Annotated in this window: 25 protein-coding genes and 1 riboswitch; of the genes, 8 read left to right on the top strand and 17 right to left on the bottom strand. The window is 67.7% G+C overall.

The genetic code is table 11. From position 1 onward, the window contains the following. Window positions 1–32: 32 nt before the first annotated feature. Window positions 33–767 carry a nucleoside/nucleotide kinase family protein gene (locus tag L2Y94_RS19585; RefSeq protein ID WP_247371349.1) on the bottom strand — a complete coding sequence of 245 codons (735 nt, stop codon included), beginning with the start codon at window positions 765–767 and terminating at the stop codon, window positions 33–35. Next, window positions 764–1,489 (bottom strand): nucleoside/nucleotide kinase family protein, encoded by a 726-nt coding sequence (locus tag L2Y94_RS19580; protein WP_247371348.1) that lies wholly within the window; start codon window positions 1,487–1,489, stop codon window positions 764–766. The genes L2Y94_RS19585 and L2Y94_RS19580 overlap by 4 nt, the downstream gene beginning before the upstream one ends. A gap of 192 nt (window positions 1,490–1,681) precedes the next feature. On the opposite strand from L2Y94_RS19580, the gene L2Y94_RS19575 reads away from it, so the two are divergent. Then, window positions 1,682–2,383 (top strand): nucleoside/nucleotide kinase family protein, encoded by a 702-nt coding sequence (locus L2Y94_RS19575; protein ID WP_247371346.1) that lies wholly within the window; start codon window positions 1,682–1,684, stop codon window positions 2,381–2,383. A gap of 54 nt (window positions 2,384–2,437) precedes the next feature. Here the strand turns inward: L2Y94_RS19575 and L2Y94_RS19570 are convergent, their stop codons facing one another. Continuing rightward, complete coding sequence (locus L2Y94_RS19570; protein WP_247371343.1) at window positions 2,438–3,199, bottom strand: alpha/beta fold hydrolase; 762 nt, start codon at window positions 3,197–3,199, stop codon at window positions 2,438–2,440. Window positions 3,200–3,278: 79 nt separating this feature from the next. Next, window positions 3,279–3,695: an organic hydroperoxide resistance protein gene (locus L2Y94_RS19565; RefSeq protein WP_247371341.1), complete on the bottom strand. Its 417-nt coding sequence runs from the start codon at window positions 3,693–3,695 to the stop codon at window positions 3,279–3,281. Between the two features lie 359 nt (window positions 3,696–4,054). Here L2Y94_RS19565 and L2Y94_RS19560 point away from each other — a divergent pair, with 359 nt between their 5' ends. The 3 genes from L2Y94_RS19560 to L2Y94_RS19550 are packed head-to-tail and all read left to right on the top strand — an operon-like array spanning window position 4,055 to window position 6,643. Continuing rightward, window positions 4,055–4,597 (top strand): redoxin family protein, encoded by a 543-nt coding sequence (locus tag L2Y94_RS19560; RefSeq protein WP_247371338.1) that lies wholly within the window; start codon window positions 4,055–4,057, stop codon window positions 4,595–4,597. A gap of 4 nt (window positions 4,598–4,601) precedes the next feature. Then, window positions 4,602–5,342: a response regulator gene (locus tag L2Y94_RS19555; RefSeq protein WP_247371335.1), complete on the top strand. Its 741-nt coding sequence runs from the start codon at window positions 4,602–4,604 to the stop codon at window positions 5,340–5,342. 29 nt (window positions 5,343–5,371) lie between these two features. Then, window positions 5,372–6,643 (top strand): ATP-binding protein, encoded by a 1,272-nt coding sequence (locus tag L2Y94_RS19550; RefSeq protein WP_247371332.1) that lies wholly within the window; start codon window positions 5,372–5,374, stop codon window positions 6,641–6,643. A 120-nt stretch (window positions 6,644–6,763) separates the two neighbouring features. Here L2Y94_RS19550 and L2Y94_RS19545 read toward each other — a convergent pair whose 3' ends face one another. From L2Y94_RS19545 to L2Y94_RS19535, 3 genes are all read right to left on the bottom strand, one after another. Further along, the gene (locus L2Y94_RS19545; protein ID WP_144916766.1) at window positions 6,764–6,937 is read right to left on the bottom strand and encodes a DUF1328 domain-containing protein; all 174 of its coding nucleotides are present in this window, start codon (window positions 6,935–6,937) and stop codon (window positions 6,764–6,766) included. 44 nt (window positions 6,938–6,981) lie between these two features. Continuing rightward, window positions 6,982–7,191: a CsbD family protein gene (locus L2Y94_RS19540; protein ID WP_144916768.1), complete on the bottom strand. Its 210-nt coding sequence runs from the start codon at window positions 7,189–7,191 to the stop codon at window positions 6,982–6,984. 155 nt (window positions 7,192–7,346) lie between these two features. Further along, the gene (locus L2Y94_RS19535; RefSeq protein WP_247371330.1) at window positions 7,347–8,147 is read right to left on the bottom strand and encodes a helix-turn-helix domain-containing protein; all 801 of its coding nucleotides are present in this window, start codon (window positions 8,145–8,147) and stop codon (window positions 7,347–7,349) included. A gap of 130 nt (window positions 8,148–8,277) precedes the next feature. Between L2Y94_RS19535 and L2Y94_RS19530 the strand changes: the two genes are divergently transcribed. Beyond that, entirely contained in the window at window positions 8,278–9,057 is a 780-nt protein-coding gene (locus L2Y94_RS19530; RefSeq protein ID WP_247371327.1) for an isocitrate lyase/PEP mutase family protein, read from the top strand. A 103-nt stretch (window positions 9,058–9,160) separates the two neighbouring features. Here the strand turns inward: L2Y94_RS19530 and L2Y94_RS19525 are convergent, their stop codons facing one another. The 8 genes from L2Y94_RS19525 to L2Y94_RS19490 all read right to left on the bottom strand — a co-directional run bounded on the left by L2Y94_RS19525 (window position 9,161) and on the right by L2Y94_RS19490 (window position 17,356). Next, complete coding sequence (locus L2Y94_RS19525) at window positions 9,161–9,754, bottom strand: hypothetical protein (RefSeq protein ID WP_247371326.1); 594 nt, start codon at window positions 9,752–9,754, stop codon at window positions 9,161–9,163. Window positions 9,755–9,863: 109 nt separating this feature from the next. After that, a complete protein-coding gene (gene queF, locus L2Y94_RS19520) occupies window positions 9,864–10,691 on the bottom strand; it encodes an NADPH-dependent 7-cyano-7-deazaguanine reductase QueF (protein WP_247371323.1) in 828 nt (275 codons plus the stop codon). 53 nt (window positions 10,692–10,744) lie between these two features. Next, window positions 10,745–11,737 carry an aldo/keto reductase gene (locus L2Y94_RS19515; RefSeq protein WP_247371320.1) on the bottom strand — a complete coding sequence of 331 codons (993 nt, stop codon included), beginning with the start codon at window positions 11,735–11,737 and terminating at the stop codon, window positions 10,745–10,747. Beyond that, window positions 11,734–12,186 (bottom strand): MerR family transcriptional regulator, encoded by a 453-nt coding sequence (locus L2Y94_RS19510; protein WP_247371317.1) that lies wholly within the window; start codon window positions 12,184–12,186, stop codon window positions 11,734–11,736. The genes L2Y94_RS19515 and L2Y94_RS19510 overlap by 4 nt, the downstream gene beginning before the upstream one ends. A gap of 137 nt (window positions 12,187–12,323) precedes the next feature. Then, a complete protein-coding gene (locus tag L2Y94_RS19505; RefSeq protein ID WP_247371315.1) occupies window positions 12,324–12,734 on the bottom strand; it encodes an acyl-CoA thioesterase in 411 nt (136 codons plus the stop codon). A gap of 137 nt (window positions 12,735–12,871) precedes the next feature. Continuing rightward, on the bottom strand, window positions 12,872–13,900 hold the full coding sequence (locus L2Y94_RS19500) for a ribonucleotide-diphosphate reductase subunit beta (protein ID WP_247371313.1): 1,029 nt from the start codon (window positions 13,898–13,900) through the stop codon (window positions 12,872–12,874). Continuing rightward, window positions 13,900–16,413 carry a ribonucleoside-diphosphate reductase subunit alpha gene (locus L2Y94_RS19495; RefSeq protein WP_247371310.1) on the bottom strand — a complete coding sequence of 838 codons (2,514 nt, stop codon included), beginning with the start codon at window positions 16,411–16,413 and terminating at the stop codon, window positions 13,900–13,902. The genes L2Y94_RS19500 and L2Y94_RS19495 overlap by 1 nt, the downstream gene beginning before the upstream one ends. A 128-nt stretch (window positions 16,414–16,541) precedes the next feature. Next, a riboswitch (cobalamin riboswitch) is annotated at window positions 16,542–16,754 on the bottom strand. Between the two features lie 110 nt (window positions 16,755–16,864). After that, window positions 16,865–17,356 carry a DUF2501 domain-containing protein gene (locus L2Y94_RS19490; protein WP_247371308.1) on the bottom strand — a complete coding sequence of 164 codons (492 nt, stop codon included), beginning with the start codon at window positions 17,354–17,356 and terminating at the stop codon, window positions 16,865–16,867. Between the two features lie 226 nt (window positions 17,357–17,582). Here L2Y94_RS19490 and L2Y94_RS19485 point away from each other — a divergent pair, with 226 nt between their 5' ends. Beyond that, window positions 17,583–18,422: an NmrA family NAD(P)-binding protein gene (locus tag L2Y94_RS19485; protein WP_247371306.1), complete on the top strand. Its 840-nt coding sequence runs from the start codon at window positions 17,583–17,585 to the stop codon at window positions 18,420–18,422. Window positions 18,423–18,559: 137 nt separating this feature from the next. After that, window positions 18,560–21,010 (top strand): glucose/quinate/shikimate family membrane-bound PQQ-dependent dehydrogenase, encoded by a 2,451-nt coding sequence (locus L2Y94_RS19480; protein ID WP_247371303.1) that lies wholly within the window; start codon window positions 18,560–18,562, stop codon window positions 21,008–21,010. A gap of 80 nt (window positions 21,011–21,090) precedes the next feature. On the opposite strand, the gene L2Y94_RS19475 is transcribed toward L2Y94_RS19480, so the two are convergent. Then, window positions 21,091–22,302, bottom strand: coding sequence for an MFS transporter (locus L2Y94_RS19475; RefSeq protein WP_247371301.1), 1,212 nt, complete (start codon window positions 22,300–22,302; stop codon window positions 21,091–21,093). Window positions 22,303–22,404: 102 nt separating this feature from the next. Between L2Y94_RS19475 and L2Y94_RS19470 the strand changes: the two genes are divergently transcribed. Beyond that, window positions 22,405–23,190 carry an AraC family transcriptional regulator gene (locus L2Y94_RS19470; RefSeq protein ID WP_247371298.1) on the top strand — a complete coding sequence of 262 codons (786 nt, stop codon included), beginning with the start codon at window positions 22,405–22,407 and terminating at the stop codon, window positions 23,188–23,190. A 92-nt stretch (window positions 23,191–23,282) separates the two neighbouring features. Here L2Y94_RS19470 and L2Y94_RS19465 read toward each other — a convergent pair whose 3' ends face one another. Continuing rightward, on the bottom strand, window positions 23,283–23,768 hold the full coding sequence (locus L2Y94_RS19465; RefSeq protein WP_247371295.1) for a gluconokinase: 486 nt from the start codon (window positions 23,766–23,768) through the stop codon (window positions 23,283–23,285). Window positions 23,769–23,806 lie beyond the last annotated feature (38 nt).

Genomic DNA, 23,806 nt, shown 5'->3' with positions numbered 1-23,806 from the left:
TGAAGGTGGCGGTGACGGCGCGACAGGCGCGCTCATGCGGCCGCGTTGGCGAGGGATGAAAGCGTGGGCATCGCCGCGATCACGGCGAGCGACGCCTTTTCCAGCACGTCGGCGTACGGCGCGCGGGTGTCCAATTCGAACAGCGGGGCGCCGTTGTACTTCAGGCGCGACATCACGGCGATCTTGTCGCTCAGCTCGGCCGGGTTGTGGTCGGGCTTGCGCGCATGCGCGGTAGACAGGTCGATGTCGAGCTTGATGACCAGGGCCGGTCGATGCCGCGCCATGCGCTCGTACAGGCGCTTTTCGCGCGCGGCGAGCTTGCGCACCAGCCAGTGGTCACTGCGCTCGCCCAGCCCCGGGCCGTCGTAGCGGAACCCGTTGATCTCCGCCTGCGGGTAGCGGTCGGTGATCACCAGCACGCCGCGCTCGGCCATGCGGCGGACCTTGCGCAGGTGCGCCGCGCGCCAGAGCGACAGGCCGTACATCACCAGCGCGCCCCAGGGGCCCGGTGCCTTGTTGCGCATGTCCTGCGCATGCGCGGCCTTGGCGGCGAGGCGGCGTTCCAGGCGAGGGCCGATCAGCGGCAGGCGCTTGATCTTGTCGCCGCTCTCGCCGGAGATCAGGCCCAGGTAACGCCGCTCCACGCGCGCGTGCCGCCCCAGGTTGCGGGCCAGGTCGTGGGTGAGCGTGGACTTGCCGGTGCCGTCGCAACCGACGACGGCGACCAGCCCCGCGATGGGCGGCAGCGCAGCGGTGTGGGTATTCATGCGGGTGTGGCCTCGAGGGCGCCGTGCACCGCGCGCAGCGACGCATCGAGCACGTGGGCCGCATCGTCGCGACCGTCGAGGTCGAGGATGCGGGCGCCGTTGAAGGTGAGGTGGGGCAGTGCGGCGATCTTCTTTCGCAGCGAGGCGAGCTTATGGTCGGGCTTGCGCGCGTGGGCGGTCGCCTCATCGACATTGAGCCGGATCACCAGCATCGGCACGCCGGTGGCCATCCAGCGGTAAAGCTTCAGCTCGCGCTCGCGCAGCCAGCGTACCCACCAGGAACCGCCCTGCGTCTTCGCAAGCTCAGGGCCGTCGAACAGGAAGCCGGGGATTTCGGCCTGCGGGTAGCGGTCGGTGATCACCAGCGCACCGCGCCGGCACATCGCCAGCATGTGGCGGTACTTATGCGCACGCCAACGCGACAGGAGGTAGATCGCCAGGGCGGTCACCGCGCCCGGCGGCTCGCTGGGGCGGTCGTGTACGCGGTCGGACTTGCGCCCGAGGTAACGCCCCACCGGCGGGCCGATCAGCGGCAGTTCGCGGATCCAATCGCCGATCTTTCCCGACGACTGGCCGAGGTAGAGCTGCTCGGCCGACGCCTTCTCACCCAGGCGTGAGACCAGCGCGGAGGCGAGCGTCGACTTGCCCGAGCCATCGCACCCGGTAAGGGCGATGACGGGCAGCACGCGCGGGCCGTCGGAAAGGGGCGGGAAGGAAACCAACGAAAATAACCTGTTGCGTAATATAATTGCAATGTTAAGCCCGCGTGGACGTTTCCGTCTACGTAAGATCTCACAGGATCTTCACTTTCATGCGGCCATGCACCGGGCACGTTAGTTGGTGCGTGTCACCGGTCTTTCAAGCGCCTTTCACATTTCGTGCGGATGACAGCAATGCGGGCACAGCCTGACGCCTTGGCTCCACTGATCGCCATCATCGGTACCGACGGGTCCGGAAAATCGACCGTCGGCGACCACATCGCCCGCTGGATCACCCGTTACGGGCCCGCGGGTCGAGTCCATCTGGGCAAGCAATCGGGCAACGTCCTCCGCGCGCTGGGGCGGCTGCCGTTGATCGGCGGTGTCACCGAGCGCCTCATCGAACGCAAGGTCAAGGACGTCAACAAGCAGATCAAGGCCGACCGGCAACCCAAGCTGCTGCCCGCGCTGGTCATCAGCCTGTTCACCCTGCGCCGCAAGCGCCGCTTCAAACGCATGCTGGCGCTGCGTCGGCAAGGCCTCATCGTCGTCACCGACCGCTTTCCCCAGGTGGAGGTCCCGGGGGCCTATGACGGTCCCGGTTTTCCCGAGACCTCGACGGGGTCGCCGCTCGTGGTCCGTCTCGCCAGGCACGAGCACGCCGCGTTCGCCTGGATGGCCAGCCATCGTCCCGACCTGGTCTTGCGCCTCAACGTCGATCTCGACACCGCGTGCCGGCGCAAGCCCGATCATCGCCGCGAGGCGCTTGCGCGAAAGATCGCGGTCACGCCCTTGCTGACGTTCAGCGGCGCGCGCATCGTCGATATCGACGCCGCCCAGCCGCTGGCGCAGGTACTCGCCCAGGCCGAAGCGGCGATCGCCGCGGTCATGGAAGAGCGCGGCTACGTCGCACGCTGAGAGACCCCGGGTCGGCGCGTTTCGCCCGCTCCGACCCGAGCCGCGTCGGCGGACTTACCTTGCCTTCGTCGCAGCGTCCTCGATCACCGCGGCGACCTTCGCGGGTTGCGAGACATAGACGACGTGGCTGGCCTCGATCTCGGTCACCTTCGAACCGGCGCGCTTGTACATCCAGCGCTCGAGATCCGGGTTGAGTGCGCGGTCCTTCCTGGACACGACGGCCCACGAGGGCTTGTCGTGCCACGCGGCCACCGGCGCGGTGGCGTCGAACGCCGCCTTGGCGGCGGGTGCCTGCGAGATCGCCATGAAGTCGGTGAGGCTCCTGGGTACGTCGGCGGCGAAGTCCTTGGCGAACTTGGCCGGATTGAAATACAGGTGGCCGTCGCCGGTGGGCTGGATGTCGTCCGCATCGCCGGCCGCGGGCATCGAACCCACCAGCTTCGCGAGGCTTTCGCCCACGTCGGGCACGACGGCGGAGACGTAGACCAGCGCCTTCACGGTGTCGCGTTCGCCGGCCTGGGTGATCACCGCGCCGCCGTAACTGTGACCGACCAGCACGACCGGGCCATCCTGACGACGGATGACCTCGTCGGTCTGCGACACGTCGTCGGCGAGGTTCTCCGCACGGGTCTGCACCACGCTCACGTGATAGCCCTTGCGGGTGAGGGCGTCGTACACGCCGCGCCAGCCCGAACCGTCGACGAAGGCGCCCGGCACGATGACCACGTTGCGGATGCCCGGAGGGGTGGCGGCGTCGGCGGCGGCCGCGGCCGTGGCGATGCCGAGCGTGAGGGCGAGAAAGAGAAGCTTGCGCATGGGATGTCCTTTGCGTGTGCGGAAAGAGGCGGGAGGTGCCGCCGGCTCGGGCCGGCGGCGGGCAAGGCGGAAACGTCCGTCAGGCGAGGGCGATCTGCGCGTCGATGTTTCCGCGGGTGGCCTTCGAGTACGGGCAGGTGCGGTGGGCCTGCTCGACGATGGCCCGGGCCACGTCGCGGTCGAGCTCGGGGAGGCTGACGGTGAGCCGGGCCTGCAGGGCGTAGCCGTTGTCGCCGGTGCCGAGGTCCACTTCGGCGTCCACCGCCGTGCCGGCCGGCAGGGCCAACTGGCGTTCGCGGGCCGCCAGGCCCATCGCGCCGATGAAGCAGGCGGACCAGCCGGCGGCGAAGAGCTGTTCGGGATTGGTGCCCGCGCCGCTGGAGCCCGGCGAGGAGAGGGCGATGTCCAGACGGCCGTCCGAACTGCTTGCCTTGCCGTCGCGGCCTCCCGTCGTGCGGGTCTTGCCGGTGTAGAGAACCTTTTCGATCTGGGCCATGGTGGCGGTGTCCTGTGTGGGGTGTCGGTGGACACATCAGACCGCGGCGGCGTATCCGGGCTGTGTCGCGGGGATAGGTCAAGGGCATCGAAATGTGTCGGAGGAAGGGACGTACACATTCGATTACACGTTCGCGCTTCGCCGCCACGCGAGACGCTGGGTTCCCGCCTTCGCAGGAACGACGTGAGGTTATCTAGACGCTACGTTGAATCTCGTAGCTCGTCGTTCCTGCGAAGGCAGGAACCCAGCGTCTTTCGCCCGGACCCGTACAAACCGATACAAAAAGCCCTGCCCCGGACACGCGGCAGATACGTGAGAGTCGTCCCATAAGCGACATTCCCCATGGACTCGACTTTCCCATGCCCTCCCTACGTATCTGCATCACCCTACTGGCGCTGTTCATCGCGCTGATCGCGTCCTGGCCGTCACCGCGTGGCGCCGAAGCCGTCGCCTCGTCCGAGAACGCCGTCCCCGCCCCCGAATTCGCCGGCATCGACCGCTGGTTCAACTCGCCGCCCCTCACCATGAAAGGCTTGCGCGGCAAGGTGGTGCTGGTGGAGTTCTGGACGCACGGCTGCATCAACTGCCTCCACGTGCTGCCCCACACGAAGGCGCTCTACGAACGCTACGGAAAGGACGGCCTGGTCGTGGTCGGCGTGCATACTCCCGAATACGAGGAAGAGCGCGATCCCGTGCGCGTCGCCGCCGCCATCCGCAAGCTCGGCATCGACTGGCCGGTGGCCGTGGATAACGGCCAGCACACCTGGGACGCGTTCGGGAACCGCTTCTGGCCGGCGCTTTACCTCATCGATCGCGACGGCCGCATTGTCTATCGGCACGTGGGCGAGGGAAACTACGACGAGACCGAGGCGCACGTGCGCGCACTGCTGGAAAGGGGCTAAGCGTTTGGAACACATCGACCACATCCTCGTCGTCGACGACGACCACGGCATCCGCACCGGCGTCGTCGACTACCTGCGCAAGAACGGCCTGCGCGCCACCGCCGCGGCGGAGGGGCGCGAGATGATGGCCCAGCTCGACACCTCGGCCTTCGACCTGATCGTGCTCGACGTGATGATGCCCGGCGACGACGGCCTGGTGCTGTGCCGCAACCTGCGCAGCGGCAAGCATCGCGCCATCCCCGTCCTGCTCCTCACCGCGCGCGACGACGAGACCGACCGCATCATCGGATTGGAAATGGGCGCGGACGATTACCTCACCAAGCCGTTCTCCCCGCGCGAATTGCTGGCGCGCATCAAGGCGGTGATCCGCCGCACGCGCATGCTGCCACCGAACCTGCGCATCACGGAAACCAGCGACATCCTCTCCTTCGGCCGTTGGCGCCTGGATACCACGGCACGCCACCTGCTCGACGAAGACGGCACCGTGGTGGCGCTCAGCGGCGCGGAGTTCCGCCTGCTGCGGGTGTTCCTCGACCATCCGCAACGCATCCTCTCCCGCGACCAGTTGCTCAACCTCACCCAGGGGCGCGACGCCGAGCTGTTCGACCGCTCCATCGACCTCATGGTGAGCCGCCTGCGCCAGCGTCTCCAGGACGACGCGAAAGAGCAGGCGTACATCAAGACCGTGCGCAGCGAAGGGTACGTCTTCAGCATGCCGGTCAGCGTCAACGGCGACGCCCCGTGAACGCGCTTCGGAGGTGGCTGCCCCGCAGCATGACCTCGCGGCTCTACCTCATCATCGTTTCGGGGCTTCTGCTCGCGTACGGCATGGCGGGCGCGCTCATGGCCTACGAAAGCTACCAGCGGGCCATCACGGTGATGCTCGACACGCTTGAGCACGACGTGGGCACGTCGGTGGCCTTCCTCGACCGGCTGCCGGCGGCCGAGCGAGCGCGATGGTTGGGGCGCGTCGAACGCGACAATTACCGTTTCATCCTCGGTCCCGGCGAGAAGGGCCGGCCGCTCGCCACGCCGAGGTCGAAGGAGGTCACGCGACGTATCGCGCGCGAGGTGGGCCCGTCGTATGGCGTGCATGCGGAAACCGTGTCCACGTCGCCGGAGCGTTACCAGGTGCACCTCACGCTGCACGACGGTTCGCCGCTCACGCTCGAGGTGATACCGCACCCGCCCACCGTCGCCGATTGGCTGCCGGTGGTCTTCGTCCTTCAGATGGCCTTGTTGCTGGGTTGCGCCTGGCTGGCCGTGCGCTTCGCGACGCGTCCGCTGGCCGATCTCGCCGGTGCCGCGGAGCGGATGACGCCGACCGCCGATGCGCGGCGACTGCCCGAAGACGGCCCGACCGAAGTCGCGCAGGCCGCCATCGCGTTCAATGCCATGCAGGATCGCATCGGCAAGTACCTGAAAGAGCGCCTGCACATCCTCGCCTCCATCTCGCACGACCTGCAGACGCCCATCACGCGCATGCGCCTGCGCGCGGAATCGCTCGACGACGGCATCGAACGCGAACGGTTGCTCGCCGATCTCGCCGAGATGGAACACCTCGTGCGCGAAGGCGTGGCCTATGCACGCAGCGCGCACGGCGGCGACGAGGCACCCGTGCGCGTCGATCCGTCCGCGTTCCTCGAAAGCCTCGTGTTCGACTACCAGGACATGGGCAAGCCCGTCGCGCTCGTGGAGAGCGTGAAAGGCGCGGTCACCGTGAGGCCGCGCGCGCTGCGCCGCGTGCTGGGCAATCTCGTCGACAACGCCATCAAGTACGGCGGTTCGGCCGAGGTGGGCAGCACGCGTGATGCGAACGGCACGCTGCGCATCACGGTAGCCGATCGCGGCCCGGGCATTCCCGAGGCGGAACTCGACGACGTGCTCCAGCCTTTCTATCGCGTGGAAGGCTCGCGCAGCCGCGATTCGGGCGGTGCCGGACTCGGCCTGGCCATCGCCACGCAATTGATGCGTTCGATCGGCGGCGACCTGCGGCTGGGTAACCGCGAAGGTGGCGGGCTCGTCGCGACGCTCACGCTGCCGTGAGCGTCGATGCGCCGTCATACCGGCGGACGGTCCGGTCGAATGTGTACGAGGGTCGCGATGACGCAACAAAAAAGCCCCGGCTCGACGCCGGGGCTTCATCGTCGATCACGTATCGCGGTCTTATATCCTCGGCCCGCGACGCAGGCCGCCGAACAGCAGCGAAAGAATGAACAGGATCAGGAACACCACGAAGAGGATCTTGGCGATGCTGGCCGCGCCGGCGGCGATGCCGGTGAAGCCGAAGATCGCGGCGATGATCGCGATCACGAAGAAGATGACGGCCCAATGCAGCATGACGTTGGCTCCTATAGGAAGCGGGTGGGTGTGTGTGAGGAGGATCAGTACTGACGATCGATGTCTTTGCGGAAGTCGTGGATTTCCCGCTCGACGTCGTCCTTGGCCCTTCCGTAGCGCTCCTGGATCTTTCCGGCGAGGTATTCGCTGTTACCCTCGGCGACATCCAGATCGTCGTCCGTCAGGTCGCCCCACTTGGCCTTGATCCGTCCCTTGAGTTGCTTCCACTGACCCTTGATGACGTCTTCGTTCATGACTTTTCCTTCCTCTTTGCAAGTGCCCGCGCCTGCGGGTTGGAAGGCATTCGACCACCGGTGACCTGAAAGACCCGTCTTCACGCGGTGAGATGCCACCTCACCGCGCCTTGGCATGGCGCTCACGAAACCGCACCGAAGCTGAAAAAATCCGGTCAGGCCGCCGGGGAAGCCAGCCCGCGGCACAGGGTGGCGGTGTCGTCGTTGTCGGGAAAACAGCATTCGATGCGCAATTCCTCGAGCGTCACGTCGTGCGGTGCGGCGAAGGTGGTGATCGTGGAAAAGAACCGGAACTCGTCGCCACGCCGGCGCAGGACGGTGGCGAGCAGCGGCGGGAGGGGCTGGTCGAGATGGCGCTGGCGCCAGCGCGCCGGCACGCCGGGATAGGAAAGCGCTTCGTCGAGCAGGGCGCGGAGCGCATCGTCGCCGGGTGCGGCGGCGATGGCTTCGTGCAGGTGGCGCACCAGGTCGCCGGCCACTTCGTCCCAGTTCGCCACGGCAGGGCGCAGGTCGTCGGGGTCGAAGATCTGCCGGACCATGTTCCTGTGCTTCGGCGGCCTGCCGTCGAGGACATGACCGTTCACGCGGACCGCTGCCTCGTTGGCTTTGAGGATGTCCCAGTGCCGGTTGAGCACGAACGCGGGGTAGGGTTCCTGCTGGCGCAACAGGCTTTCGATGGCACGGTTCACCGATGACAGCCCGGGCATCGCCAGCGGCGTTTCGCGGTAACGCGGCGCGTAGCCCGCGGCCACCAGCAGCGAGTTGCGCTCGCGAAGGGGCAGGTCGAGGCAGTCGGCCAGCCGTGCGACCATCTCGCGGCTCGGGGACGATTTACCGGTCTCCACGTAGCTCAGGTGGCGTGTCGACACCCCCGCATCGAGGGCGAGGTCGAGCTGGCTCAACCGGCGCGCGAGACGCCAGGTCTTCAGCAAGGGTCCGAACGCGGCCGTGTCCATGGCGCCCACGTTAACGTGTCGACGGCAGCGCGGCCATGACCTGTGGGGTCATGGGACGCTTACCCGGGAGGGCGTTGCGGGCGCGCGCTCGAACGGCGATGGTGTCGCCCATCCCACCGGAGAACCGCCCATGTCCGTGCAACAGTTCCGTGACCTCCACCAGGGCCAGGCCCTGCTCGTGCTGCCCAATGCCTGGGATGCCGGCAGCGCGGCGGCGATCCGCCATGCCGGCGCGCCGGCCATCGCCACCACCAGCGCGGGTGTCGCCTGGGCCTGCGGCTGGCCGGACGGCAACCGGCTTTCGCGGGACGATCAGGCCGCCGCCGTGCGACGCATCCTTCGCGTGGTGGACGTGCCCCTCAGCGTGGACATCGAGGAAGGCGGTTCCGACGATCCGGCGGCGGTCGGCACCTTCGTCGCCGAACTGGCCCGGTCGGGCGTCGCGGGCATCAATATCGAGGACGGCGCCGGCGCGCCCGAGGCGCTGGTGGCGAAGATCCGTGCCATCCGGCGCGCGCTCGACGGACGCGACCTGTTCATCAACGCGCGCACCGACGTGTACCTGCGGGGGCTGGCGTCGGGGGATGCGGCGGTGGATGAGGTGATACGCCGTGCCGGCCTCTATCGCGAGGCAGGCGCCGACGGGCTGTTCGCGCCGGGCATCCGTGCCATCGAGGCCATTCGCCGCGTGGCGACGGCCCTCGGCGACATGCCGCTCAACGTGATGCTGGTGCCGGAGCTGCCCTCGCGCGAGGCGTTGTTCGAAGCGGGCGCGCGGCGGTTGAGCGCGGGGATCGCGTTGTCGCTCGAGGCGTATGCGGGGGCGGCGCGCGGGGCGGCGGCGTTCCTGGGAGTGGAGGCGCCCGCGACGCTCGATTACGCGACGCTCAATGGGCTGCTTGCGCGATAAGTCGATGGCGGCTGGTCGCTCGCACCCGGTTTTCGCGGCGGCATTCCCACAAAAAAGCGCGGCCGAAGCCGCGCTCTTCAAGGGCAAGCGAGAGAAGGATCGCTTACTTCTTCTTCACCTCGAACGCCTCGTTGCCCACGGCCTGGCCGTTGAGCGAGACGACGACCTTGTACTTGCCTTCCGGCCACTCGTTCGGGTTCTGGATCTTGAACGTGGTAACGGCCGGGCCGTCGGTGCTGACCGACTGGCTGATGTCGCTGACGGTGGTGACGGAATCGCCGTCCTGGAAGGTCCACTTCGCGTTCAGCGTGGCGCCGGCGGTGGTGCCGTCGGTGGCGACCGACGCGTAGATGGTCTTCTCGTTCGGGGTGAAAGTGGTCTTGGCCTTGGACACCTTCTTGTCGGCGCCGACGGCGCTGCCGAGGGTGACCGAGTCGACCTTCAGCGATTCGCTGGCGGCGGCGGGCGCGGCCGGCGCGGCGGCGGGCTGGGCGGCCGGTGCGGCAGCGGCCGTGCTGGCGGCGGCCGGTGCGGTTGCCGCCGGGGCGGTAGCGGCCGGAGCCGGAGCGGCCGCCGGCGCGGTGGAGGCCGCGGCGGGGGCGTTCTGCTGTTCGTCCTTCTTGCCGCAGGCGGTGAGGACCAGCAGGCCGGCGACGGTGGCCGTGGCGAGGGCGGACGAACGCAAGGAAAGCTTCATGTGTGGGTTTTCCGGAATGGCTTGGGTCGAAAGGAGCGGGCGCCGCCGCAGGTTACAGACTACACAACTAAAGGCAAGACCAATGAAGAAGGCATGAATGCCGCGTTCATCATTGGCGGGCGCCACGGGGATTCGTGGCCCTCGCCGAAGGGTCGGTGCTTCGGAACGGATTGATGTCCAGGCCGCCGCGGCGCGTGTAGCGCGCATAGACGGAGAGTTCGCGCGGCGCGCAGCGCTCGCGCAGGTCCATGAAGATGCGCTCCACGCACTGCTCGTGGAATTCGGTGTGGCTGCGGAACGAGACCAGGTAGCGCAGCAGGCCCGCGTGGTCGATGGGAGCGCCGACATACGACACCTGCACGCTGCCCCAGTCGGGCTGGCCGGTGACCGGGCAGTTCGAACGCAGCAGGTGGGAGACCAGCACCTCGCGAACCTCGCCGTCGCCCGCCTGCAGGAAGTCCGGGCGGGGCGGCCCGTAGCTGTCGAAGTCGATGTCCATCGCATCGAGCAGCAGGCCGTCGGGCTCGCCGATGGGCGTGCCGCGCAGCTCGTCGGGGGCATGCAGCGTCACCTCGACCGGGCCGCCCGCCGCCGCGGAGAGGTCGCGCACCAGCGTGTCTCGAAGTGACGTGGCGCCGGCGATGCGCTCTTGCGCGAAGCCGTTGAGGTAGAGCTTGAAGGACTTGGACTCGACGATGTTCGGCGTGGTCGCCGGGAAGCGGAATTCCGCCACCGCCACGCGGGGTTTGCCGCGCGCGTCTAGCCAGGAAAGCTCGTAGCCGTTCCAGAGGTCTTCGCCGTGGAACGGCAACGCGCCCTCACGCACGCCGATCTCGTCGCGCTTGCCCTGGCGGGGTATGGGAAAGAGCAGGTTCGCGTCGTAGCGGTCGGCGTAGACGGTGGCCTTGCCCAATGGCGAGTGGTCGGGGGACGACATGATGGCGGTTTGCCGCGTGCAACAAACCGCCATTATAGGTCAGGCGCCTCGGATCACGCGTTGATCGTGCCCATCATCACGGCCTGGTAGCGGTCGCCCGAGGCCGCATCGGCCGGGAACACCGCATCGATCTCGGCGACCTCGGCCGCGCTGAGCGCGACATCGTCGGCGCCGGCGTTCTCCTCCAGGTATTTCACCCGCTTGGTACCGGGGATCGGCACGATGTCCTGGCCCTTGGCCAGCACCCAGGCCAGGGCCAGCTGGCTGGGCGTGCAGCCCTTGTCGGCGGCGAATCGCTTCACCTTGTCGACGATGGCGAGGTTTTTCGTGAAGTTCTCGCCCATGAAGCGCGGGTTGCCGCGGCGGTAGTCGTCCTCGGCGAAGTCGTCCGGCTTCGTGATGGCACCGGTGAGGAAGCCGCGGCCCAGCGGGCTGTAGGCCACCAGCGCGATGCCGTGTTCGCGGCAGGCGGCGAGGGTACCGGTGGTTTCCGGGTCGCGGGTCCACAGCGAGTATTCGCTCTGCAGCGCGTGGATGGGATGCACCTTCACCGCGCGGGCGATGGAGGCGGCCGAGGCCTCGGAGAGACCCAGGTAGCGCACCTTGCCCTCGTCCACCAGGCGGGCCATGGCGCCGACGGTGTCCTCGATCGGCACCTCGCGATCGACGCGGTGCTGGTAGTAGAGGTCGATGTGGTCGGTCTTCAGGCGGCGCAGGCTGCCTTCCACCGACTCGCGCACGTATTCCGGGCGGCCGCTGATGCCGCGTTTGGACGGGTCGTTCGGGTCGCGCACGATGCCGAACTTGGTGGCCAGGAACACCTTGTCGCGACGGCCCTGCAGCACGCGGCCAAGCAACTCCTCGTTGGTATGCGGGCCATAGGCGTCGGAGGTGTCCCAAAACGTGATGCCCAGTTCGAGTGCCCGCTCCAGCGTGGCGACGTTTTCCTTCTCGTCGCCTTGCCCATAGAACTCGCTCATGCCCATGCAGCCGAGGCCCTGGGCCGATACCTGGGGACCGTTCTTGCCAAGAGTGCGTGTCTTCATGCCTGTTTCCTTCGTTTCGAGGGGGCGTTGGCCGGGGTCGGCGGCGGTGCCGCGGCCTCGGCCGGGGAAGGCGCGCCGTCGGCGACGTACATCGACCGGTAGAGGGCGATCTTGTCGTCGAGGCGTTGGATGGTGTCGTTGAGGCTGGCCAGTTCCTCGCGCAGGTGCGCGGCGTGGCGAGCCAGCAGGTCGCCGCGCAGGCGGATGCTCTCGGGCGTGTCGCCGAGGCGGCGCAGGCGTACGTATTCCTGGATGTCGCGCATGGGCATGCCCGTGGCGCGCAGCTTCAGCACGAAGCCGATCAGGCGGATCTCGGTCTCGCCGTAGACGCGCTGTCCGCTGCGGCGCGGCACGGGGTCGATGAGGCCGATCTGCTCGTAGTATCGCAGCGTATGCGCGGTGAGGCCGGTGGCGAGGGCGGCCTCGGCGATGGTCATGGCGTGGGGCATGACCGGAAGCGTACGACTTCGAGTGCGCTCTAAGTCAACAGGCCGTGTCGCGACCGGGATTCGCCGATGCGATCGGCTCCCACCCCTTCGGTAGCAGACTTCCTACCGAAGGGGTGGGAGCCGATCGTATCGGCGAATCAGGCTTGCGACAGCGAATCGACCGGCGTCGGCTTGTGGTCGGCATCCAGCGCGATCATCACGAAGGTGCCTCGCGTGCACAGCTCGCGCTCGCCGGTGATGAGGTCTTCGGTGTACATCGCCACGTCGACGTTCATCGAGGTGCGGCCCACGGACACCACGGTGGCGATCAGCTCCACCATCTGGCCCTTGCGCACCGGCACGTGGAAATCCACCTGCTCGGAGCGGGCCGTGACCACCACCTTGCGGGAATAGCGCGACGAGGCGAGGAAGGCGGCCTTGTCCATCCACGCCAGCGCCTGGCCACCGAACAGCGTGCCCAGGTGGTTGGTGTGATCGGGGAAGACGATCTCCAGGAGACGGGCTTCGGTGGGGCGGGCGATGGGGAGCATGGTGGGGGTGTCTGGCATGATGGCTCCCATTCTATCGCGGAATGTTGCGCCGCCGCATCGCCACTCCGTTGGCTTTCGCCGATGCGATCGGCTCCCACCCCTCCGGTAGCGGACGTCCTATCGAAGGGGTGGAGCCCATCGTAGCGGCGACGGGATCAGAACGCCTGGTCGAACGACACCTCACCCTGCACGCCCACCTGGTACGACGACACCCGCCGTTCGAAGAAGTTGGTCAGCTCCTGCACGTCCTGCAGGTCCATGAAGTCGAACGGGTTCTTCGCCCCGTACTTCTTCGGCATGTCCAGCTGCACGAGGCGCTGGTCGGCGCAGTATTCGAGGTACTGGCGCATGTCGTTCACCGACAGGCCGGCCACGCCGCCGGAGAGAACGTCCTGGGCGAACTGCGTCTCGCACGCGATGGCGTCTTCCAGCATCTCTTCCACCTGCCGGCGCATCTCCTCGTCGAAGAGATCCGGCTCCTGCTCGCGCACCGTGCGCACCACGTCGAAGGCGAAGGCCATGTGGCCCGACTCGTCGCGGAACACCCAGTTGGTGCCCGAGGCGAGGCCGTGCAGCAGGCCGCGCGAACGCAGGTAATACACGTAGGCGAAGGCGGCGAAGAAGAACAGGCCCTCGATGCATGCGGCGAAGCAGATGAGGTTCAGCAGGAACTGGCGGCGATGCTCGCGGGTTTCCAGGCGGTGGATGTCCTGGATCGAGTCGATCCACTTGAAGCAGAACTCGCCCTTCTGGCGGATCGACGGGATGTTCTCGATGGCGGCGAAGGCCTTGTTTCGTTCCGACGGCTCGGGGATGTAGGTGTCCAGCAGCGTGAGGTAGAACTGCACGTGCAGCGCTTCCTCGTAGAGCTGGCGCGAGAGGAACATGCGCGCCTCGGGCGAGTTCACGTGCTGGTACAGGTTGAGCACGAGGTTGTTCGACACGATGGTGTCGCCCGTGGCGAAGAACGCCACGAGCCGGTGGATGAGGTGGCGGTCGGCGTCCGACATCTTCGACTTGAGGTCGGTCACGTCGAGCGAGAAGTCCACTTCCTCCACCGTCCAGGTGTTGCGGATGGCGGCGCGATACATCTCGTAGAACTTCGGGTAACGCATGGGGCGCAGCGTCAGCTCGAAGCCGGGGTCGAGGAGATGCGAATCGCGGGTGATGGGGCTGGCGGACATTACTGGCAGGCCTCGCAGTATTCGGGGTTTTCGAGCGAGCAGAACACCGCGGCGGTGGCCTGTTCCTGGGCATCGACGGGCGGCGCGACCGGCGCGGAAGCGGCCGCGCTGACCGTGGTCTTGGCGATGCGCGTGGCGGGGCGCGAGCGCAGGTAGTAGGTGGTCTTCACGCCCGACTTCCAGGCGTACATGTACATCGACGAAAGCTGGCCGATGTTCGGGTTTTCCATGAACAGGTTCAGCGACTGGCTCTGGTCGATATAGGCGCCGCGGGCGGCGGCGAGGTCGATCAGCGCCTTCTGCGGCAGTTCCCACACGGTGCGGTATACCGCGCGCAGTTCGGCCGGGATGGCGGTCACGCCCTGCACGGAGCCTTCGGCGAGCTTGATCTGGTCGCGGATCTCGGCGGTCCACAGGCCCAGCGTCTTCAGTTCTTCGACGAGGTAGCGGTTGACCACGAGGAAGTCGCCCGAGAGCGTCTCACGCTTGAACAGGTTGGACACCTGCGGCTCGATGCACTCGTAGCAGCCGGCGATGGAGGCGATGGTCGCGGTCGGCGCGATGGCGATGAGCAACGAATTGCGCAGGCCGTGCTGCTGGATCTTCGCGCGCAGCTCGGCCCAGCGGCCGTCCTTGCCGTTGGGCGTGGCGGCGGGCCAGTAATCGAACTGGAGCTCGCCGTTGGCGGCGCGGCTCTCGTCGAAGCCCGGGTGGGCACCGTCGCGCTCGGCGATCTCGTTGGACATCGACAGCGCGTGGAAGTAGATCTCCTCCGAGATGCGCGTGGACAGCGCGCGCGCCTCGTCGGAGTCGAACGGCAGGCGCAGCTTGAAGAACACGTCCTGCAGGCCCATCACGCCCAGGCCGACGGGACGCCACTTCTCGTTGGCGGTCTTCGCCGTGGCGATCGGGTAGAAGTTGAGATCGATCACGCGGTTCAACTGGCGCACGGCGGTACGCACGGTGGAGGCGAGCTTGTCGAAATCGAACGCGCCGTCGACCACGTGGCGTGAGAGGTTTACCGAGCCGAGGTTGCAGACGGCCGTTTCGCCCTCGTTGGTGACTTCGAGGATCTCGGTGCACAGGTTGGACAGGTGGATGACGTTTTCCGGACGCGCGGTCTGGTTGCTGGTGGCGTTGGAGCGATCCTTGAAGGTCATCCAGCCGTTGCCGGTCTGCGCGAGCGAGCGCAGCATGCGGGCGTAGAGTTCGCGCGCCTTGATCGTCTTCACCGCGAGGCCCTCGGCCTCGGCCTTCTCGTAGGCGGCGTCGAAGGTGGCGCCCCAGGTGTCGACGAAGTGCGGCACGATCTTCGGGTCGAACAGCGACCAGTCGCCGTCGCTCTCCACGCGGCGCATGAAGATGTCGGGTACCCAGTTGGCGAGGTTGAGGTTGTGCGTGCGGCGGGCGTCGTCGCCGGTGTTCTCGCGCAGCTCGAGGAATTCCTCGATGTCGGCGTGCCAGCTTTCCAGGTACACGCAGGCCGCGCCCTTGCGCTTGCCGCCCTGGTTGACGGCGGCCACCGAGGCGTCCAGCGTTTTCAGCCAGGGCACGAGACCGTTGGAGTGGCCGTTGGTACCGCGGATCAGCGAGCCGCGCGAACGGATGCGCGAATAGGCCAGGCCGATGCCGCCGGCGAACTTCGACAGCTGGGCCACGTCGCCGTACTTGGCGTAGATCGAGGCCAGGTCGTCCTGCGGCGAATCGAGCAGGAAGCACGAGGAGAGCTGTTCGTGCGCGGTACCGGCGTTGAACAGCGTCGGCGAGCTGGCGAGGTATTCCAGCGAGGAAAGCATGCGGTACAGCTCGAGCGTCTCGGCCACGTCGTTGCCGCCGAGCGCGCAGGCGATGCGCATGAAGAAGTACTGAGGCGTCTCGATGACGAAGCGCTTGGTCGGATGGCGCAGCAGGTAGCGGTCGTACACCGTGCGCAGGCCGAAGTATTCGAAGCGGCGCGAGGCGGCGGTGTCGATGGCGTCGTTGAGCTTGCGCGCATTGACCTGCACGAAGTCGCGCAGGCGGGCGTTGAGGATGCCCAACTCGGCGCCGGTGGCGATCGACTGCGAGAACGACTGGATCTCCTGCCCGGCCACTTCCTTGTCGATGAAGGCCGACAGCAGGCGCGCGGCGAGCTGGCCGTATTCCGGCTCCTCGGCGGTGAGCGCGGCGGACGTGCGGATCGAGAGCTGGTCGAGCTCCTGCGTGGTGGCGCCGTCGTAGAGGCCGCCGATCGTCTTCAGCGCCACGCGCATCGGATCGACCGAGTACAGGCCGTCGGCGCTGCGGGTGACCGCGCGCACGATCTTGTTCACGTCGACGGTTTCCTGGCCACCGTTGCGCTTGGTGACGCGCATCTGGCCGGGGTTGTGCGGCGGGGTGAGGGCGAACGCGGGCGGGGTGTCGTTGCGGTAGCCGGCGGCCGGGGCCTTCTCGCTGCCGGGAGCGGTGGTGGGGTGGGAGGCCGTGTCGGCCGTCTCGGTGCGCTCGCGCGCGGCGGAATCCATCGTGGTCATTCTGGCGTACCCCATGAAACTGGTTCGACGCAGTGGAGACACGCGGAAACGGCCGGGACGGAGCCCGCGAAGGCTCCGGTCACGACGTGCCTCCCCGCGGAAGCCGCCACCACCCTCATCGACGCCGGTCGTGGCGTCGACTGCTGGCAGGTCTTCGGACTCGTGGACGGGGGCTTTCGCCGGGCCTACCCGGGGCTTCCCGGCCTTCGTTCAAGACCAGTGCCTCGTTCCGGGGTCGTTTCCACTTACCGCTGCGGGGCAGTTCCGGATTCGCACCGGATTCCCTATTAGTTCCGACGGGCAGTCGCGCCTCCTCGGACACCAGCGGGACACACGATATAGGCGGGGAAGGGGTAGGTCAACACAAGATGTAGGGTAAATGACCTATGTGCTTGCTTTGCCGGGCAAAGGCGGTCGTGGGAGCCGGCTCGCCCGCTCCCACGAGGCTTCGTTACATGCCCACCCACTTCTTGCCCTGCTTGAGCACGGCATCGCACACCTTGCGGGTCACCTGGGCCTTGAGGTCGCCACCGGCACCGCCCTGCGCGCCGGCCAGGTCGAGGGTCTTGCCGTCGCCGCTGCGGAGCAGGCCCTTGGCCCCGTCGAGGTAGCCCTTGTCCTGGGAGGGTTGCACGGCGGCGGTGGTGGACTTCTTGCCCAGCTTGCCCATCAGGCCGCTGGAGGCGTCGTTGCTCGCCGCTGTCTGGTCACCCGCGCCCAGCTTGCCGAGCAGTTGGTCCTTCACGCCCGCGGCGCCGCTGTCGCCGCCCAGGTAGTTGTTGCTGATGCAGTACTGGATGACGCCGGCGGCGTTGCCCATGCTGCCGGAGGTGAGCGAGCCCCCGGACCCGCCCATGAGGCCGCCGAGCTTGTCGAGCTGGCCGGCCGCGGCGCTGCCGCTGGCGAGGGTGAACGTGAGCGCGAGGGCGAGGACGGTCTTCATGACGTGGCTCCCTATGGGCATTCAAGAGTGCGTCATTGATACCTCCCCTGCCGTTAGCCCGGCGTCTTCACGAGCGTCGACCAAGCCCGTGCCGGCTTTGCCGACAACCGTCATGCGGCTCCCGCGACATCGATGACAAAACGTCACCGGAGTAACCACCGCACGTCGCTTCAATCACGGATCGGCGCCACCTAACCTGTTCTCCGTCCCTTACGGAGAAACGCTCATGTACGCCATCACCGGCATCACCGGCCAGGTCGGCGCCTCGCTCGCCGAGGCCCTCACCCAGGCCGGCCGGCCCTTCCGCGCCGTCGTTCGCCAGCCCGCCAAGGGCCGCGCCTTCGCCGAGTTCGCCGTGGCCGACCTCGACGACACCGCCGCGCTCACCCAGGCCTTCGACGGGGCCGAAGCGGTGTTCGTGCTGCTGCCGCCCACGTTCGATCCGTCGCCCGGCTACGCCGAATCGCGCCGCACCGTCGCCTCGATACGCGAGGCCCTGCTCGCGGCGAAACCCGCCCGGGTGGTGGCGCTGTCCACCATCGGCGCCGACGCCGTCGAGGACAACCTGCTCTCGCAACTCGCGCACATGGAACGCGAACTCGCCACGCTGCCCATGCCGGTGACCTTCCTGCGCGCCGCCTGGTTCGTCGAAAACGCGCAGTGGGACATCCCCATGGCGCGCGACGAAGGCGTCATCGACAGCTACCTGCAACCGCTCGACCGGCGCATCGCGATGGTGGCGACGAAGGACATCGGCCGCCTCGCCGCGACGCTGTTCGACGAGCCGGGCCAGGGGGTTCGCGTGGTGGAACTGGAAGGACCGGAACGCGTGAGTCCGAACGATATCGCCGCATCGCTCTCGCGCGCACTGGGTCGCGAGGTGACGGCGCGTGTCGTGCCGCGCGACGCGTGGGAAGCCCGTTTTCGGGCGCAAGGCATGAACCATCCGCATCCGCGCATGCGCATGATCGATGGGTTCAACGAGGGCTGGATCGATTTCGGCGCATCGTCGATCAAGGGTTCGACGGCGCTGGACGAAGTCATCGCCGAACTGGTGTCGCGGTAACCGGTCGCCTCGCCGTGGGCACCGGCCTGCCCACGGCGATGAGCCGCGCATTTTGCGAAAAGTGACGCCGTCGCTCCTCCACCTCGGATTCACGCTCCCGCCCCCACGCTTTGCGGGAGGATACCGAGGGTGAAGCCATGTACGTAAGAACTCGCGCCTTTCACCCGATGACGGTGTTCACCGCCTTCGTCTTCGCGGCCTACGGCGCGGTCTTGCTCTGGGGCGGCATCCAGCTGCTGCACGTCGGCGGATCTCCCTATTACCTGGTGGCCGGTCTGGTGACGCTGCTGTCGGCGTTGCTGCTCCTGCTGCGATCGCGCATGGGCGTCTACCTGTTCTCGTTCCTGCTCATCGGCACCGCCGCATGGGCCGTATGGGAAGTGCACCTGGACTGGTGGCAACTGCTGACCCGCCTTGACCTCTGGTTCGCGCTCGGCCTTTGGCTGTTGTTGCCGTGGTCGCGGCGCGGCCTCACCCCGGGCCGCTTCACCAATACGGCCCGGGGCACGGGCGGCGGGTTCCTCTTCCTCGCGCTGCTCGTGGTCGCGGCGGTCGGCGCGGCCGGTGCGCTGTATCCGGAGCCCGACCTGGATGGCTCCCTGCCGATGGCCACCGTCGCGGGCCCGCAGGGCGATCGCGCGATGCGTCCGGACGCCGACTGGACCGACTACGGCGGTTCGCCGTTCGGACAGCGCTATTCGCCGCTCACGCAGATCAATGCGGACAACGTGCAGCACCTCGACGTGGCGTGGAAGATCCAGACCGGCGATACGCCGGGACCGGACGATCCCACCGAAACCACCGCGGAAAACACGCCGCTCAAGATCGGCGACACCGTCTACCTGTGCACCCCGCACAGCCGCGTGATCGCCGTGGACGCGGCCACGGGCGCGAGGCGCTGGGAATTCGATCCACAACTGCAGAGCCCCGTCGGCTTCAAGCATTGGGAGCACATGACCTGCCGCGGCGTGTCGTATCACGACGACGCGAAATACGCATCGGCCCAGGTCCCCGCGCCGGCGACGACGGCGCCCGCGTCCGCATCCAGCACGTGGGTACCGACGGCCACCGCCTCGGCCATCTGCCCGCGCCGCCTGTTTCTCCCCACGGCGGACGCGCGCCTGATCGCGCTCGACGCCGACACGGGCAAGCCGTGCCCCGACTTCGGCAACCAGGGCACCGTCGACCTGCGCGCGAATATCGGACCGTTCACCCCCGGCGGCTATTACTCCACGTCGCCCCCGGCGGTGACGCGCGACCTGGTCATCATCGGCGGCCACGTCACCGACAACGAATCCACGAACGAGCCGTCCGGCGTGATACGCGCCTACGACGTGCACGACGGCCACCTGGTGTGGAACTGGGACCCGGGCAAGCCCGACGACACCGCGCCCATCGCGGCGGGCGGCATCTACACGCGCAACTCGCCCAACGTGTGGTCGCTCTTCAGCGTGGACGAGTCGCTGGGCATGGTCTACCTGCCGATGGGCAACCAGACGCCCGACCAGTTCGCCGGCACGCGCACGCCCACCTCCGAGAAGTTCGGCGCGGGCGTCGTCGCCCTCGATATCGCCACCGGCAAGCTGCGCTGGAATTACCAGTTCACCCACCACGACCTGTGGGACATGGACGTTGGCGGCCAGCCGACCCTCATCGACCTGAAGACCGCCGACGGCATGAAGCCCGCGCTCGTGGCGTCCACCAAGCAGGGCAGCGTCTACGTGCTCGACCGCCGCGACGGCACGCCCATCGTGCCCATCCACGAAGTGCCTCGACCGCAGGGCGCGGTGGCCGGCGACCATACGTCACCGACGCAGCCCTTGTCGGAACTCAATTTCGCGCCGCCGGACGTGCGCGAAAGCGACATGTGGGGTACCACGCCGCTCGACCAGCTGTGGTGCCGCGTGCGTTTCCGCTCGCTGCGTTACGACGGCATGTTCACCCCGCCGTCGGAGCAGGGTTCGCTCGCGTTCCCCGGCAACTTCGGCGTGTTCGACTGGGGCGGCGTGTCGGTGGATCCCACGCGGCAGCTCATGCTCATCAACCCGAGCTACATGGCCTTTCAGTCGCGGCTGATACCCCAGGACAAGCTGGCGCAGACGGAAGTCGCGGAGTCGAAAAGCGAGACCCAGGGCATCAAGCAGGTCAAGGGCATTCCCTACGCCATCGAACTGCAGCCGTTCCTCTCGCCGCTGGGCATTCCTTGCCAGGCGCCGCCGTGGGGCTATGTCGCGGGCGTCGACCTGGGCACCGGACGCATGATGTGGCGCCACAAGAACGGCACCATCGTCGACAGCGCACCGTTGCCGATCCCGATGCCGCTGGGCGTGCCCAGCATGGGTGGCATGCTCACCACCGCGGGTGGCGTCACGTTCCTGAGCGGCACGCTCGACAACTACATCCGTGGGTACGACGTGCGCACCGGGCACAAGCTTTGGGAGGCGCGCTTGCCCGCGGGCGGCCAGGCCACGCCCATGAGCTACGCGGACGCGAGCGGGCGGCAGTACGTGCTCGTCGTCGCGGGCGGCCATGGTTCGCTCGGGACGAAGCAGGGCGATTGGGTCATCGCGTACGCGCTGCCCCGTTAAGGACATCGCGGACGGGGTCCGCTCCCACCCTTCGGTAGAAAGCCCATTACCGGAGGGCGGGAGCGGACCTTGTCCGCGATTCAGGCTCGCGAAGACCTGGCATCAGGCAAGAACGCCGCCAGCAACCCGATCAACGGCAAGAACGCGCACGCCTGGTACACCGCCTCGATGCCGATGTGGTCGGCCAGTTCGCCCAGTCCCGCGGCACCCAGCCCGCCCATGCCGAACGAGAAGCCGAAGAACAGTCCGGAGATCATGCCCACCTTGCCCGGCACCAGTTCCTGGGCGAACACCACGATCGCGGGAAACGCCGAGGCGAGGATCAAGCCGATCGCCACCGTGAGCGGCGCCGTCCAGAACAGGCTCGCGTGCGGCAGCAGCAGCGTGAACGGCAACGCGCCGAGGATCGAGAACCAGATGACGTGCTTGCGTCCGAAGCGATCGCCGAGCGGGCCGCCCAACACCGTGCCCACGGCCACCGCGCCGAGGAACACGAACAGGTGCAGCTGCGCGCTTTCCACCGACACGCCGAAGCGGTGGATCAGGTAGAAAGTGAAGTAGCTCGTGAGGCTGGCGAGGTAGACGTACTTGGAGAAGATCAGCGCCAGCAGCACGGCGATGCCGCGACGAGCCTCGGCGCTCGTCGGCGCCGTGACGTGGTGCGTGCCGCCGGCCTTCAGGCGGGTGAGGCCGTGGTGGCGATACCACTGGCCCACGTTCCACAGGATGGCGCCGGAGAGCAGGGCGAGCATCGCGAAGAAGGCGAGGCTCGACTGGCCCCAGCGCACCACCACGATGGCCGCGGCCAGCGGGCCCAGCGCCTGGCCGGCGTTGCCGCCCACCTGAAACAGTGACTGGGCGAGACCGTGGCGGCCGCCGGAGGCCATGCGCGCCACGCGCGAGGATTCGGGATGGAATACCGACGAACCCATGCCCAGCAGCGAGGCGCCGACCAGCAGCATCGGGTAGGTGTGCGCCACCGATAGCACCAGCAGCCCGGCCAGCGAGAACAGCGTGCCGCCCGGGAGGGCGAGCGGCGTCGGCCGGCGGTCGGCGTACAGGCCCACCAGCGGCTGCAGGATCGAGGCGGTGATCTGGTAGGTCAGCGTGATCAGGCCGATCTGGCCGAAGTCGAGGTGGAATCCCTCCTTCAGGCCCGGATAGATGGCCGGCAGCAACGACTGCATCATGTCGTTGAGCAGGTGGCAGAAGCTGATGGCGAAGATCACGCCGTAGACGGTGGGGCTGGTGGCGCGCGGGGCGTCCGCCTCGGCGCTGGCGGGGGCTTGCATCGGGATGTCCTGGGGAAAAGGAGCGGGTACACGTATGAGACCACGCTCAAGGACTGTCCCGCGCTAGGATATGGGTCAGAAGCCTTCGCGAACGGGACAACCATGACCCAGCACGATGCCGACGCCTTCGAGGCCGTGCCCCGGCCTGTCGTGTCGCGGGCCAATGTCTACCCCGCCTCCTTCGAACTGGCGACCCATCGGCACCGCCGCGGGCAACTGCTCTACGCGTCGCGGGGGACGGTGGCCGTGACGACGCCCTTCGGCGCATGGATCGCACCGCCCGAGCGCGCCGTGTGGATTCCCGGGGGAACACCGCATTCGGTGCGGATGATCGGCGCGGTGAACACCAACAGCGTCTATCTGGAAACGATGGTGATCGGCACCTTGGGCGAGGCATGTCGCGTGCTCTCGGTATCGCCCCTGCTTCGCGCGTTGCTGGTCGAGGCCGCTGCCGTGCCGCGTGAATACGACCCGGCCGGTCGCGACGGTTTGCTGATGTCGCTGGTGGTGGCGGAGATCGCGCGCGCACCCACGGTGCCCCTCGCGCTGCCCTTGCCGACGCATGCCACACTGTCGGCACGTTGCGCGCGATTCTTCGAACGGCCGACGGTGACCGAAGCCATCGACGGCTGGGCCGAGGATCTTTCGATGCACCGTCGCAGCTTCACGCGACTGTTCCGGCGCGAAACGGGCATGAGCTTCGCGCAATGGCGACAGCAGGCATGCCTGCTGTCCGCTTTGCCGAGGCTGGCGGCGGGCGAGTCGGTGACGGCGATCGCGCTCGACCTGGGCTACGAGAGCGCGACGAGTTTTTCGACGATGTTCCGTAGGGCGTTGGGTGTGCCGCCCAGCATGCATCGATCGCCTTACCCGAGCGCTTCGCCGTAGGCACCGGCCTGCGCCGGTGCGACGCGGTAGGTAGTACGACGCGGCACGAAATCCGTCGCACCGGCGCAGGCCGGTGCCCACGGACCCGGTCGTCATTCGTGCGGGCAGTCCGCCCTTATGACGTCTTCGATCACCTCCGAAGGCGACTCCCCGATATCCACCCACAAGGCCTCGTCGCGCGACGGCTCTTCCAGCGTCGCCAGCTGGCTGTCGAGCAACGCCGGATCGAAGAAATGCCCGCTGCGATGGGCCAGGCGATCGGCCAGCAGTTCGCGCGAGCCGTGCAGGTACACGAAGCGAACGTCGTTACGCCCTTGCCGCAGGAAATCGCGATAGCGCCGCTTGAGCGCGGAGCAGGCGAGCACCAGGCCGTCATGCCGCCGCATCTCCGCCACGATGGCTTCGAGCCACGGCTGCCGGTCGGCGTCGTCCAGCGGCAGGCCGCGGGCCATCTTGTCGCGATTGGCCTGGGGATGAAGGTGGTCGCCGTCGACGAACGGCACGCCCAGGCGCTGGGCCAGCCCCTCGCCGATCGTGCTCTTGCCGCTGCCGGATACGCCCATGACGATGGTGATCATGGGCCGATCATGCCGCACGCGCGTACATGGCATCGTGA

Source organism: Luteibacter aegosomatis (assembly GCF_023078455.1).
In the GTDB taxonomy this organism is placed as follows: domain Bacteria; phylum Pseudomonadota; class Gammaproteobacteria; order Xanthomonadales; family Rhodanobacteraceae; genus Luteibacter; species Luteibacter aegosomatis.
This window is presented reverse-complemented; position numbering and strand designations above follow the sequence as displayed.

Excerpts from the sequence above, each read along its gene's own strand:
- L2Y94_RS19545 (WP_144916766.1), bottom strand. The coding sequence starts at position 6,937 with ATGCTGCATTGGGCCGTCATCTTCTTCGTGATCGCGATCATCGCCGCG.
- L2Y94_RS19505 (WP_247371315.1), bottom strand. The coding sequence starts at position 12,734 with ATGCCAGACACCCCCACCATGCTCCCCATCGCCCGCCCCACCGAAGCC.
- L2Y94_RS19585 (WP_247371349.1), bottom strand. The coding sequence starts at position 767 with ATGAATACCCACACCGCTGCGCTGCCGCCCATCGCGGGGCTGGTCGCC.
- L2Y94_RS19535 (WP_247371330.1), bottom strand. The coding sequence starts at position 8,147 with ATGGACACGGCCGCGTTCGGACCCTTGCTGAAGACCTGGCGTCTCGCG.
- L2Y94_RS19530 (WP_247371327.1), top strand. The coding sequence starts at position 8,278 with ATGTCCGTGCAACAGTTCCGTGACCTCCACCAGGGCCAGGCCCTGCTC.
- L2Y94_RS19465 (WP_247371295.1), bottom strand. The coding sequence starts at position 23,768 with ATGATCACCATCGTCATGGGCGTATCCGGCAGCGGCAAGAGCACGATC.
- L2Y94_RS19470 (WP_247371298.1), top strand. The coding sequence starts at position 22,405 with ATGACCCAGCACGATGCCGACGCCTTCGAGGCCGTGCCCCGGCCTGTC.
- L2Y94_RS19490 (WP_247371308.1), bottom strand. The coding sequence starts at position 17,356 with ATGAAGACCGTCCTCGCCCTCGCGCTCACGTTCACCCTCGCCAGCGGC.
- L2Y94_RS19500 (WP_247371313.1), bottom strand. The coding sequence starts at position 13,900 with ATGTCCGCCAGCCCCATCACCCGCGATTCGCATCTCCTCGACCCCGGC.
- L2Y94_RS19570 (WP_247371343.1), bottom strand. The coding sequence starts at position 3,199 with ATGCGCAAGCTTCTCTTTCTCGCCCTCACGCTCGGCATCGCCACGGCC.
- L2Y94_RS19485 (WP_247371306.1), top strand. The coding sequence starts at position 17,583 with ATGTACGCCATCACCGGCATCACCGGCCAGGTCGGCGCCTCGCTCGCC.
- L2Y94_RS19565 (WP_247371341.1), bottom strand. The coding sequence starts at position 3,695 with ATGGCCCAGATCGAAAAGGTTCTCTACACCGGCAAGACCCGCACGACG.
- L2Y94_RS19480 (WP_247371303.1), top strand. The coding sequence starts at position 18,560 with ATGTACGTAAGAACTCGCGCCTTTCACCCGATGACGGTGTTCACCGCC.
- L2Y94_RS19525 (WP_247371326.1), bottom strand. The coding sequence starts at position 9,754 with ATGAAGCTTTCCTTGCGTTCGTCCGCCCTCGCCACGGCCACCGTCGCC.
- L2Y94_RS19550 (WP_247371332.1), top strand. The coding sequence starts at position 5,372 with ATGACCTCGCGGCTCTACCTCATCATCGTTTCGGGGCTTCTGCTCGCG.
- L2Y94_RS19475 (WP_247371301.1), bottom strand. The coding sequence starts at position 22,302 with ATGCAAGCCCCCGCCAGCGCCGAGGCGGACGCCCCGCGCGCCACCAGC.
- L2Y94_RS19515 (WP_247371320.1), bottom strand. The coding sequence starts at position 11,737 with ATGAAGACACGCACTCTTGGCAAGAACGGTCCCCAGGTATCGGCCCAG.
- L2Y94_RS19540 (WP_144916768.1), bottom strand. The coding sequence starts at position 7,191 with ATGAACGAAGACGTCATCAAGGGTCAGTGGAAGCAACTCAAGGGACGG.
- L2Y94_RS19495 (WP_247371310.1), bottom strand. The coding sequence starts at position 16,413 with ATGACCACGATGGATTCCGCCGCGCGCGAGCGCACCGAGACGGCCGAC.
- L2Y94_RS19560 (WP_247371338.1), top strand. The coding sequence starts at position 4,055 with ATGCCCTCCCTACGTATCTGCATCACCCTACTGGCGCTGTTCATCGCG.
- queF (WP_247371323.1), bottom strand. The coding sequence starts at position 10,691 with ATGTCGTCCCCCGACCACTCGCCATTGGGCAAGGCCACCGTCTACGCC.
- L2Y94_RS19510 (WP_247371317.1), bottom strand. The coding sequence starts at position 12,186 with ATGCCCCACGCCATGACCATCGCCGAGGCCGCCCTCGCCACCGGCCTC.